This window comes from Solimonas fluminis (genome assembly GCF_002930645.1).
Classification (GTDB): Bacteria; Pseudomonadota; Gammaproteobacteria; order Nevskiales; family Nevskiaceae; genus Solimonas_A; species Solimonas_A fluminis.
On record NZ_PSNW01000001.1, the window covers coordinates 31834 to 43803 of the forward strand.

Here is an 11970-nt window from a genome sequence, read left to right on the forward strand (position 1 = left end):
TCATGGCTTTGAGGATTTCCCGCCAGGCCTACGCCGAGATGTTCGGCCCCACGGTCGGCGACCGCATCCGCCTGGCCGATACTGCCCTGATCGCCGAGGTCGAGAAAGACTTCACCGTCTACGGCGAGGAGGTCAAGTTCGGCGGCGGCAAGGTGATCCGCGACGGCATGGGCCAGTCGCAGCGCCTGAGCGCGGACTGCATGGATACCGTCATCACCAACGCCCTGATCATCGACCACTGGGGCATCGTCAAGGCCGACATCGGCATCAAGCATGCGCGCATCCAGCGCATCGGCAAGGCCGGCAATCCCGACATCCAGCCGGGCGTCAACATCGTCATCGGCCCGGGCACTGAGATCATTGCCGGCGAAGGCATGATCGTGACCGCCGGCGGCATCGACAGCCATATCCACTTCATCTGTCCGCAGCAGATCGACGAGGCCCTGAACTCCGGCGTCACGACGATGATCGGCGGCGGTACCGGCCCGGCCACCGGCACCTTCGCCACCACCGTCACCCCCGGCCCCTGGCACATCGAGCGCATGCTGCAGGCGGCGGAGGCCTACCCGATGAACCTGGGCTTCCTGGGCAAGGGCAACGCCAGCCTGCCGGAACCCCTGCAGGAGCAGATCGCCGCCGGCGTCATCGGCCTGAAGCTGCACGAGGACTGGGGCACTACGCCGGCAGCGATCGACTGTTGCCTGGGCGTCGCCGATGCCACCGACACCCAGGTGGCGATCCACACCGACACGCTCAACGAATCCGGCTTCGTCGAAGCCACGGTCGAGGCCTTCCGCGGCCGCACGATCCACACCTACCATACCGAGGGCGCGGGCGGCGGCCACGCGCCGGACATCATCAAGGTCAGCGGCCTGCCCAACGTCCTGCCCTCGTCCACCAACCCGACGCGGCCCTACACCGTCAACACGCTCGACGAGCATCTCGACATGCTGATGGTCTGCCATCATCTCGACGCGTCGATTGCCGAGGACGTCGCCTTCGCCGAATCGCGCATCCGCAAGGAGACCATCGCCGCCGAGGATATCCTGCACGACCTGGGCGCCTTCTCGATGATCTCCTCGGACTCGCAGGCCATGGGCCGCGTCGGCGAGGTCGTCATCCGCACCTGGCAGACCGCGCACAAGATGAAGCTGCAGCGCGGCGCCCTGGCCGGCGACAGCGCGCGCAACGACAATGCCCGCATCAAGCGCTACGTCGCCAAGTACACGATCAATCCGGCCCTCACGCATGGCATCGCCCATGAAGTGGGCTCCGTCGAAGCCGGCAAGTGGGCGGACCTGGTGCTGTGGAAGCCGGCCTTCTTCGGCGTCAAGCCCTTCCTGATCATCAAGGGCGGCATGATCGTCAGCGCGGCGATGGGCGACCCCAACGCCTCCATCCCCACGCCGCAGCCGGTGCACTACCGCCCGATGTTCGGCGCCCACGGCAGCGCCGTGCTGCACAACTCCCTGACCTTCGTCTCGCAGGCCTCCCTGGCCGCCGGCATCGGCGAGCGCTATGGCCTTCAGAAGCCGCTGGTGGCCGTGCGGGGCTGCCGCACGGTGACCAAGGCCGACATGATCCACAACAGCTGGCAGCCGGAGATTTCCGTCGACCCGGAAACCTACGAGGTGATCGCCGACGGGCAGTCGCTGTACTGCGAGCCGGCCACCGAACTGCCGATGGCGCAGCGCTACTTCCTGTTCTGAGCCCATGAGCGCCCTGCTGAAGATCACCGAACGCCTGCCGCCGCCGGACGCGGCGGGGCTGCGCGAGATCGTGCTGAGCTACGCCGAGCGCGCGCGCAGCCGCCTGCGCGCGGTGCTGGAGGACGGCACCGAGGTCGGCCTGTTCCTGCCGCGCGGCACGCAGCTGCGCGGCGGCGACGGGCTGCGAGCCGAGACCGGCGAGGTCATCCGCGTGCGTGCCGCCGTGGAGCCGCTGTATCGCGTTACCGCCCCGCCGGACGCGGCTGATCCGGCCTTCGCCCTGCTGCGTGCCGCCTACCACCTCGGCAACCGGCACGTTCCGCTGGCCCTGGCGCCGGCGGAACTGCTGCTGGAACCCGACCCGGTGCTGCGCGACATGCTGCATGGCCTCGGCATGCGGGTCAGCGAATGCCTGACCGCTTTCGAGCCCGAAGCCGGTGCCTATGGCGGCGGCCACCGTCATGACCATGATGAACACGCCGGTTCCATCGGCGAACTGCTCTCGCAGCAGGCCCATGCGCGGGCCGCGGTCGACATGGCAAGCCTGCAGTTCCATCGGTGAACGGCCCGCCACATCACGGGCTGGAGATCGTGGCACCGGCTGCCGAGGGGCTGGATGCCATGGGCGCGCTGCTGCAGCTCAGCAGCCCGGCGCTGCCGGTCGGCGCCTTCAGCTACTCGCAGGTGCTGGAATCGGCCATCGACAAGGCCATCGTCACCGACGCCGCCTCCGCGCAGGCCTGGATTGCCGACTCGCTGAAGCTGGTGCTCGGCCGCTACGAGGCGCCGGTCTGGTGCCGCCTGAGGGCCGCCTGGGACGCGCGGGACCTCGTCGGATTTTCCACCTGGAACGGCGAATTCATCGCCAGCCGCGAGACGCGCGAGTTGCGCGCCGAGACCCTGCAGATGGGCTATTCCCTGCGCCAGCTGCTGCTGGCCACGGGCAACGCGGACATCCCCGGCGGCGATCTCTGCTTCCCGGCCGCCCATGCCTGCGCCAGCGCGCTCTGGGGCCTATCGCCGCCGCTGGCCCTGTATGGCTACCTCTACGGCTGGCTGGAGAACCAGGTCATGTCCGCGCTCAAGGCCGTGCCGCTGGGCCAGGTCGCCGGGCAGAAGCTGCTGCTCGCCGTGCGGCCACGAATCTCCGGCGTGGTCGAAGGGGCCTTCGCGATCCGCGATGAAGACCTTTCCACGCAGGCACCGATGCTGGGCCTGCTCAGCAGCCAGCACGAAACCCAGTACTCGAGACTATTCAGGAGTTGATGATGGACAAGAACAACGCCGGTCACGGCGGCCCGCTGCGCGTCGGCATCGGCGGCCCGGTCGGCTCCGGCAAGACCACCCTGGTCGAGGTCCTGTGCAAGCGCATGCGCGACCTGCACCGCCTTGCCGTGGTCACCAACGATATCTACACCAAGGAGGACGAGCGCCTGCTGGTGGCCGCCGGCGCACTGGTGCCGGAACGCATCATGGGCGTCGAGACCGGCGGTTGCCCCCACACGGCGATCCGCGAAGACGCCTCGATCAACCTCGAGGCCGTCGACCGCATGAGCCGGCGCTTTCCGGACCTGGAGCTGATCTTCATCGAATCCGGCGGCGACAACCTCGCCGCGACCTTCAGCCCGGAGCTGTCGGACCTGACGATCTATGTCATCGACGTCGCCGGCGGCGAGAAGATTCCGCGCAAGGGCGGCCCGGGCATCACCAAGGCCGACCTGCTGGTGATCAACAAGACGGATCTCGCCCCGTATGTCGGCGCCAATCTCGACGTCATGGCCCACGACGCGGCGCGCATGCGCGGCAAGCTGCCGTTCGTGATGACCAACCTGAAGACCGGCGATGGGGTCCAGACGGTGATCGACTTCATCGTCAAACGCGGCATGCTGGCTGCCGCCTAGGGGGCCGGGCCGGCCTCCGGGGACCGTTGCGCCCTTCCCAGCGAGGCTTGACCCTGGACCCTGGTCAAGGGTCTAGGATGTGGCCATGCCCCGCAGGAGCCTTCCATGAACCGTTCGCTGACCATCAGCCCCCTTGCCCGCCAGGCCGGCGTCGGCATCGACACCGTGCGCTACTACGAGCGCATGGGCCTGCTGCCCGAGCCGCCCCGCCGCGCCTCCGGCTACCGCGTCTACCCCGCCGACGCCCTGCAGCGCCTGCAGTTCATACGGCGCGCGAAGAACCTCGGCTTCAGCCTTGAAGAAATTAAGGAACTGCTGGAACTGAGCAGCCGGAGCGGCAACGGCGTCAGCGCCGTGAAGGCCACCGCCGCAGCCAAGCTGAAGAACGTGGAAGAGCGTATCGCCGAGCTGGAACGCATGCGCGACGGCCTGCGCCAGCTGGTCCAGGCCTGCCCCGGCAACGGTACGCCGCAGGACTGCCCCATCCTCGCGGCCCTGTCCGGGGAATCGAAGTAGGACCTGGCGGCGGCAAAGGAAAAGGGCCCGCATTGCGGGCCCTTTCGGTTCCATCCGGGCTTCAGGCGTAGCGCCAGCGCTGCCCGTCCTTGCCGTCTTCCACCAGCACGCCCCGGGCCTTGAGTTCGTCGCGGATGCGGTCGGAGCCCGCCCAGTCGCGGTTGCGCCGGGCCTCGGCGCGCTGCGCCAGCCGGGCCTCGATCGCCTCTGGCGTCAGCTGCCCTTCTCCCTTGGGCGCCCAGCCGAACCAGGCTGCCGGATCCTGCTGCAGCAGGCCGATCAGCTTGCCGGCCTCGACCAGCTGCGCCTTGATGCGCGCCTTCTCCGCAGCGTCGTCGCTCTTGTTGGCGGCATGGCTCAGCGCGAACAGCTCGGCCAGCGCCATCGGCGTATTGAGATCGTCTTCCAGCGCCTCGACGAAAGCCTGCGGCGCGCCCTCACCCGCCGCCGGGGCGACGTCCGCCAGCTCGCGCAGCGTGCCGTAGAGCCGGTCCAGCTTCTTGCGCGCCTCGGCAATCACCTCGTCGTTCCAGTCCAGCGGCTGGCGGTAGTGGCCCGACAGCAGCGCCAGGCGGATCGCCTCGCCGGGCGCCTGCTCCAGCAACTGCCGCACCAGCAGCACGTTGCCCACCGACTTGGCCATCTTCTCGCTGTTCACGGTGAGAAAGCCGTTGTGCATCCAGTAGCGCGCGTAGGTCTTGCCGCCATGCGCGCAGGTGGACTGGGCGATCTCGTTCTCGTGGTGCGGGAAGATCAGGTCATGCCCGCCGGCATGGATATCCAGCGTGTCGCCCAGCAGGGCCTCGGACATGGCCGAGCATTCGATATGCCAGCCCGGCCGGCCACGGCCCCAGGGCGAGTCCCAGCCCGGCTGCTCCGGCGTGGACGGCTTCCACAGCACGAAGTCGCCGGCATCCTTCTTGTAAGGCGCCACCTCGACGCGGGCGCCGGCCAGCAACTGCTCCGGGTCGCGCTTGGACAGCTTGCCGTAGTCGGCATAGCTGCGGGTATGGAACAGCACATGGCCTTGCGCCTCGTAGGCATGGCCATGGTCGATCAGGCGCTGCACCATCGCGATGATCTGCGGCAGATGCTCCGTCACGCGCGGTTCGAAATCCGGCGGCAGTACGCCGATGGCCTCGAGATCCTCGTGGTAGGCGGCTGCGAACTTCGAGGTGATCACGCCGATCTCGACGCCCTGGTCGGCGGCGGCCTTGTTGATCTTGTCGTCGATGTCCGTGATGTTGCGGGCATACAGCACGCCCGGGTAGCGGCGCCGCAGCACGCGCGCCAGCACGTCGAACACCACCGCCGGGCGGGCGTTGCCGATATGGGCATAGCTGTAGACCGTCGGGCCGCAGACGTACATCGTCACGCGCTCGGGGTTCAGCGGCTGGAAGGGCTCTTTGCGGCCGGTATAGGTGTTATGGACGTGCATGGCGGGTCAGGCAAAAAACCCGCGAAGGATACCCTCCGGGCCCGTCCCTGTCGCCTTGCCGGCCTACAAGAGCGTCTTGACGAGCAAGACGGTGCAGATTCCCAGCGCATAACCCCAGGCAGCCCAGACATAGCGACGCTTGACGCGGTTCCGTCCGCTGGCATGATCGAAATAGGTAATACCCACGATGGCAACTCGCGTATTTGGAAGGGCAAGGTCGGCAGGCCCAGCTCAAGAAGCCGCGCCGCGGAGGAAGGAAATCCCCCTTTCTTGAACGCAACAAGCGTGCCTGCGCAGCCCCCGCCGCGAAACCCCTCTCTAGGGGGTATTGCTAGTCTGCTCACGACCGATCACGGCCAGCTCCTCAAGGCGCTTTGCACGCTGCTCCTGCGGCAGGACTGCAAGCTGCCGGACCGCCTGGTGGAACGCCGCCCAGCTTCCCGCCTGCTGCCGGAACAGGGCCGCGAACGCCGGTTTGTATTCGTCATACAGCGCGAAGGGCAGCAGGCGTGCATTGTTCGGCTCGGCGTCGGTGAACCAGCCGTCGAAGCCGGCGTAGCCCGCCCAGGGGCCGTCGCGCAGCCGGCGGTAGTCTTCCGCCAGCTGATCGAATTGACGCTTCTTGGCACTTCGCTTGTCGTCATCCGACAAATCTGCGCCATACACCTGTGCGAGCCTCGAGCGCGTCGCCAGCACCAGGTCCACGAACTGGTGGCGCCGCCTGTCGAACAACTGCCAGTCCTGCCGCGGTTCGCCGGCTTCGGCCAGGTATTCCCGCAGCCCCTGCTCTTCCACGAACTCGGCGTAGGATTCATTGAAGGCGGTGTCGTTGCGCACGTAGATCAGCTGGTGCGCCAGTTCATGGAAGATCATGCCGACCAGCACCTCGTCGGACCAGCGCATCATCGTGTTCAGCACCGGATCGGCAAACCAGTTGAGCGTGGAATAGGCGGGCACCCCGCCGACGTGCACGTCGTAGCCCTGCCGTTGCAGCTCCCGCGCATGCTGCTCCGCCTCCTCCTGCCGGTGGTATCCGCGGTAGGCCATGCAGCCCACCAGCAGGAAGCAGTTCTGCAGCGGTTCCAGCGACAGCTCCGGCGCCGCGAATACATTCCAGACCACGTAGGGGCGGCCGAGATCCGCATAGGTGGTATAGCTGCGGTTGTCCGGCAGCCCCATCCGCTGCACGGCCCAGCGGCGCGCCTGCTGCACCTTCGACAGGCGCTGGCGCAGCACCGGGTCTCTCTGCTCGTCGCCCACGATCCGGGCGATCGGCTCGCGCGCCTTCAGCAGCGCGCGCTGGCCCTGCGCCAGCCCGGAGTAGTAGCCCAGGGTGCTGCAGCCGGCCAGCGGCAGCAGCAGGCACAGCAGCAGGAGGTGGTTCGGAAGGCGGCGGGGGTTCACGTCCCCCGCAGCATAGCGCGGCGGCGCAGCGCCAGCGCCAGCAGCAGGCCCAGCAGCCCGGCGCCGGGCGCACCGCCGGAGGAACCGCCGCCGCCATCGGCATCCAGCGACGGATTCGTGCAGCCGGCACGGATGTCCTCGCAGGACGCCGTGCGTCCGGCGCGGGTCGGGTAATGGCGCGCCGAGCGGTAGTGGAAGCTGTAGCGCTCCTGCCAGTCCGCATCCGCCAGCAGGCGCAGGTCGGCGTCGGCATACCCGGCCTCGCCCGGCTGCTTCAGCCAGCGGTCCAGCCAGGCCACCGAGTAGTGCTCCGCCAGCGGGCGACCCCAGCCGCCCTCGCAGCGGCCCTTGGAGGTATCCGGGCACCAGGAACTGGACGGAAAGGTCGGGATCAGGCTCCACTCGAAATGCGTGCTGCCCTGGATCGTCAGCTGGAACACCGGCTGGCCCGCCGCCACCCACTGCTCATAGCCGGCCTTGTGCGCCTCCGGATCCGGCGGGCTCAACAACGGCGTGCCGGCGATGCTGTATTCCGAGGTCTGTCCCATGGCCGGCACGCGCGGCACGATGCCCTCGCCGCTGGCCAGGCTGTCCCAGGCCACGATCACGTCCACCGGGTTCTGCGCATCCAGCAGGCCGGGCCACGGCTCCGCGCCAGGGCCGCCGTAGGACTGCACCACCGACACGCCCCGAGCGCCCAGCGAATGGCCGGCAAGGCCCAACCGGCCGCGGTCCTGCACCGCATGGTCCGGGTTGAAGGCCGTCACCTCGGTGGGGTAACGGCCCGCGCAGCTGAGGTTGTGCGGATACGGCGCCACCGGCGTGGAGTGGAAGAAGTCGATGGCGTCGACCAGGCCCTCCCAGAACACCGCGGAGTTGAAGTTGCCGCCCTGCCCGCCACTCGGCGTCTGCATATCCGAGCGGCCCTGGCCGCGCGGGTCGAAGGTCAGCACGGTGTAGCCCTGGCGCACCAGGGCCTGGGCCATCCACCAGTACAGCGGCTCCGGCGCCTGGATCGAGCCGTTCTCGATCACCACGCCGGGCAGCGGCCGCGCGAGGGTGCCGCGCGGCTTCCACACGCGCCCGGAGATGCGCGCGCAGCCACGGTCGTAGAACACCACCGGCGTGACCTCGCCCTCGGTCTCGTAGAAGGGATCGACGCCGGGATAGCGGTAGGGGTCGCCGGCGCATTGCTCGGCCCAGGTGGTGCACAGCGGGAGCACCGCCGTGTTGGCGGCCAGCGGACTCAGCCAGGACGGGTCCTTCAGTCCGCGCTGCAGCCACTGGTTGGCGTTGACCACGCTCTGCAGTTGCAGTCTCAACAGGAAGGCCGGGTTGGTGGCCTGTTCGGCCGGGCCCTCCAGGGTGCGGGCGTAGTTGGCCAGCTCGCGCTGGGTCCAGGCCGCCGAGGGATACTCCGGCCCTTCCGGGATCGCCTGGGCGGCTTGCGCCGCGCAGCACAGGACGGCGGCCGCCAGGCCACGCAGGTGGTTCCGCATGTTCTCCCCCGGCCTCTCTGTTGGAGGCACGATCGTTATCGGTACCCCGGCACTGTACCGGATGCACCGCCGAAGCGCGGCTCAGGCCGCCTTGGCCACCTTCGAGGTCTGCAGCAGGTTGACCAGTTCCTCGCGCCGGAAGATGCCCAGCTTGCGGTAGATGCGCGAGGCATGGTTCGCCACCGTGCTGACGGCGATGTCCAGCTGGCGCGCCACGGTCTTGAAGGTCTTGCCCTCGGCCAGCGCGCGGGCGATCTCCTGCTCACGCGGCGACAGGCCATCCAGCGGCAAGGGCCGGCGGGCGTGCAGCAGGAACAGGCGGCCGTGCGCGGAAACGCGCAGGTGCAGCGCGCCGACGTTGAAGATGCCCTGTTCCTCCAGTGCCGCGCGCGGCAGGCGGAACGGCAGGTCGTGGAAGTCGCCTTCGCCGAACTCGCCGGCCAGCAGGTCGCGGAAGCGCGCGCTGGCCGAATACACGGTGCCGTCCTCGTCCACCAGGGCAGCGGAGCCGCGCGAGGGCCGGCCGAGGGCCATCAGCCATTCGTCACGCTGCACGATCTGGCGCAGCGACAGCGTGCTGGCCTCCACCATGTGGCCCACGGCACGGCGCAGTTCCTCCTTCAGCTCGATCTCCGCCCCCTGGGGGAACTCCAGCAGCACCAGGCTGGTGAGCAGCGGGCTGCTGCGGTGGGAATAGTTCAGGACCAGCCCCTGGCGCGGACCCTGGCCGGGGGCCTCCTGCGGCAGCGATTCCACCCAGCGCTCGCGCTGGTTGTTGGGCGGCGCCAGCCGCAGCAGGGTCTCCGCGTCGCCGCCGCTGCCCGGCCACTCGCTGAACTCGCCGTGGACGCTGCCGCGCGACCGGGTCAGCCAGCGTCCGGAAAGGGCGCCGCTGGCGCGGCAGACCAGCGCCAGCGCCTCGCGCCGGAACGTGGGCCAGTCCATCTCCAGCGCCGTGCCGTACAGCACCTGGATCAACCGGTCGATTTCCTTGAGCGTCACGGACACTGCCTCTCCCCCTCGCGTCATCCTGTCCTGCGCAGCTGCTGTTGCGCGCGATGCTTGAGTTGCGCCAGCGCTGCTGCCATGCCTTCCATGATCACCTCGACGTCGGGAACCGTACCCCGGTGCGCCGTGATGCCCACGTCCAGTCTGTCCTGGTAGCTGAATACCGTAATGTTACAGGCCAGTCCATGGTACGGGATCGAAATGGGATAGTGGGCTTCCACCTTGGCCCCATCCAGGTACAGGGGCACCCGCGGCCCCGGCACATTCGAGATCAGCAGGTTGAACGGCGGGTTCACCAGGTCCTGGATGCTGAAATTCTCGTACAGCCGGGCAGCCTGCGCCATCACCGCCGGCGGTGGCGTATGGGCCCAGTCCAGCATCAGGCTGGCCGGGATGGCCTTCATGGTCCGCTTCACCCCCACCATGCGGGCGCTGAGCGCCTGCAGGCGCTCCACCGGATCGGCGATGTCGGTGGCCAGCGAAGCGCGCAGCATCGTCACCCGGTTGCCGCCACGTTCACCGTCGGCGCGGACCGACATCGGCACCGCCGCGATCAGGGGCTTGGCCGGCAGCTCCTTGCCGGCCAGCAGGTAGTTGCGCAAGGCCTCGGCGCAGATACCCATCACCACGTCGTTCAGCGATACCCCGAAGGCATTCTTCACCAGCTTGATGTCCTTCAGCGACAGCGAGCCGGCGGCATAGGAACGGCGCGCGGTGATCGTGGTGTTGAAGCGCATGCGCGGCGCCATCACCGAAGGCTTGCGGTTGGTATCCGCATCCACCAGGTTGGCGCGGCGGCTGGCCTGCCTGCGCGCCATCGCCTCGCGCCGCACCTCCAGCACCAGCGGGATCGTGCGCCGCGCCAGCTGGTAGACCTTGCCGGGCCGCGCCAGGAAATTCTTCGCGGTGATGTAGCTGAGCTTCAGCGGCGGCGGCAGCTCGTCCGGAATCCAGGGGGCCTCCGGCGGCGGCACGTCGCGCGGCTGCGGCGTGACGTCCAGCAGCGTGCTGAACAGCTCGGCGCCGGAGACGCCGTCGATGCAGGCATGGTGGATCTTGGAGACCAGCGCCACCTTGCCCCCCTCCAGGCCCTCGACGTAATAGACCTTCCACAGCGGCATGCTGCGGTCCAGGCGGATGCTCATCACGTCGCAGACCAGGTCGTTGAGCTGCTTGAGCGTACCCGGCCGCGGCAGGGCCCGGTGCCGCACGTGCATCTCGATGTCGAAGTCCGGGTCCTCGATCCAGTAGGGTTGGTCCAGGCCCAGCGGCGTGGTCATCAGGCGGCGGCGGAACATCGGCAGCAGGTGCAGGCGCCGCTCGATCAGGCGCCGCACCGACTCGAAGCCGAAGTCCGGCCCGGCCGTCGCCGGATCCAGGATCGCGAGGCTGCCGATGTGCATCGGCACGGCATTGGTTTCGAGGTTCAGAAAGACCGTATCGAGACCGCTGAGTTGCTGCATGGGCGTCCTGCCTCCGGCTATCCAGGGGGTGAGTGGATATTCGGCCTAGATATACCACTCCCTTGTGACAGGTCCAACCGATTTTCGTGCCCGGCCCGCCCCCTGTTCCAGGGGGGCTCAAGGACGGTCCAGCCCCTCGTCACCGTAGGACACCGCATCCTCGATCGGCTCCAGGTGGGTCAGCACCGTGATCGGCGCCAGCCGCTCGGCGATGCGCTGCTCCAGCCGCTCCAGCAGCGCATGGCCGCGCCGCACGCTCCAGTCGCCGGGAACCAGCACGTGCATCGAGGCAAAGCGCCGCGCCGCCGAACGCCGCGTGCGCAGCGCGTGGAAGCCGATGCCCTCGGCGCGGAATTCGTCGAGCACCGCCTGGAGCTGCGCCAGTTCCTCCTCCGGCAGGGCCGCGTCCATCAGCCCGGCGACGGATTCGCGCATCAGCGCCCGTCCGGTCCACAGCACGTTGACCGCCACGGCGATGGCCAGCAGTGCATCCAGGCGGTGCCAGCCGGTCAGCGCCACCAGCAGCACGCCCAGCACCACGCCGGCCGACGTCCAGACGTCGGTCATCAGGTGGTGGCCGTCGGCCGTCAGGGCGATCGAGCGGTGGCGCTGGCCGGCGCGCAGCAGCACCTGCGCCACGGCCAGGTTGATCGCCGAGGCGGCGACGGAGACCGCCAGGCCCAGGCCGGCCGCCTCCAGCGGCCGCGGATCCAGCAGGCGCGGCAGCGCCGCCCAGAGGATCGAGCCCGCCGCCACCACGATCAGCAGGCCCTCGAAGGCGCTGGAGAAATACTCGGCCTTGCTGTGGCCGTAGGCATGTCCGTCGTCGGGCGGCATCGCGGCGATGCGCAGCATCGACAGCGCCATCAGGGCGCCGCCGACGTTCACCAGGGACTCCAGGGCGTCGGACAGCAGGCCGACCGAGCCGGTCAGCTTCCAGGCCAGCAGCTTGAGCAGCAGGGTGGCGAAGGCCGCCGCCAGCGACAGCCAGGCGTAGCGCGTCAGGTCAGGACGCATCCCGCCCTTCCGCCG

General features: G+C 68.8%; 11 protein-coding genes. 5 read left to right on the forward strand and 6 right to left on the reverse strand.

The features are described from left to right. Nucleotides 1–2 precede the first annotated feature (2 nt). From ureC to C3942_RS00115, 5 genes are all read left to right on the forward strand, one after another. Nucleotides 3–1709 (forward strand): urease subunit alpha, encoded by a 1707-nt coding sequence (gene ureC, locus C3942_RS00095; RefSeq protein ID WP_104228305.1) that lies wholly within the window; start codon nucleotides 3–5, stop codon nucleotides 1707–1709. Between the two features lie 4 nt (nucleotides 1710–1713). Continuing rightward, entirely contained in the window at nucleotides 1714–2271 is a 558-nt protein-coding gene (gene ureE, locus C3942_RS00100) for an urease accessory protein UreE (protein WP_104228306.1), read from the forward strand. 59 nt (nucleotides 2272–2330) lie between these two features. Next, nucleotides 2331–2975 (forward strand): urease accessory protein UreF, encoded by a 645-nt coding sequence (locus C3942_RS00105; RefSeq protein WP_104228307.1) that lies wholly within the window; start codon nucleotides 2331–2333, stop codon nucleotides 2973–2975. Nucleotides 2976–2977: 2 nt separating this feature from the next. Further along, entirely contained in the window at nucleotides 2978–3610 is a 633-nt protein-coding gene (ureG, locus tag C3942_RS00110; protein WP_207765921.1) for an urease accessory protein UreG, read from the forward strand. Nucleotides 3611–3715: 105 nt separating this feature from the next. Beyond that, nucleotides 3716–4126, forward strand: a complete 411-nt coding sequence (locus C3942_RS00115; protein WP_104228309.1) for a heavy metal-responsive transcriptional regulator — start codon at nucleotides 3716–3718, stop codon at nucleotides 4124–4126. Between the two features lie 61 nt (nucleotides 4127–4187). Here the strand turns inward: C3942_RS00115 and cysS are convergent, their stop codons facing one another. From cysS to C3942_RS00145, 6 genes are all read right to left on the reverse strand, one after another. After that, nucleotides 4188–5564, reverse strand: a complete 1377-nt coding sequence (gene cysS, locus C3942_RS00120; RefSeq protein WP_104228310.1) for a cysteine--tRNA ligase — start codon at nucleotides 5562–5564, stop codon at nucleotides 4188–4190. 318 nt (nucleotides 5565–5882) lie between these two features. Further along, nucleotides 5883–6968: an aminopeptidase gene (locus C3942_RS00125; protein WP_207765922.1), complete on the reverse strand. Its 1086-nt coding sequence runs from the start codon at nucleotides 6966–6968 to the stop codon at nucleotides 5883–5885. Next, on the reverse strand, nucleotides 6965–8467 hold the full coding sequence (locus C3942_RS00130) for a hypothetical protein (protein ID WP_104228311.1): 1503 nt from the start codon (nucleotides 8465–8467) through the stop codon (nucleotides 6965–6967). The genes C3942_RS00125 and C3942_RS00130 overlap by 4 nt, the downstream gene beginning before the upstream one ends. 81 nt (nucleotides 8468–8548) lie before the next feature. Then, a complete protein-coding gene (locus C3942_RS00135) occupies nucleotides 8549–9469 on the reverse strand; it encodes a helix-turn-helix transcriptional regulator (protein ID WP_165797255.1) in 921 nt (306 codons plus the stop codon). A 23-nt stretch (nucleotides 9470–9492) separates the two neighbouring features. After that, nucleotides 9493–10938 carry a WS/DGAT/MGAT family O-acyltransferase gene (locus C3942_RS00140; protein ID WP_104228313.1) on the reverse strand — a complete coding sequence of 482 codons (1446 nt, stop codon included), beginning with the start codon at nucleotides 10936–10938 and terminating at the stop codon, nucleotides 9493–9495. Nucleotides 10939–11055: 117 nt separating this feature from the next. Then, nucleotides 11056–11955, reverse strand: coding sequence for a cation diffusion facilitator family transporter (locus tag C3942_RS00145; RefSeq protein WP_104228314.1), 900 nt, complete (start codon nucleotides 11953–11955; stop codon nucleotides 11056–11058). Nucleotides 11956–11970: the final 15 nt, after the last annotated feature.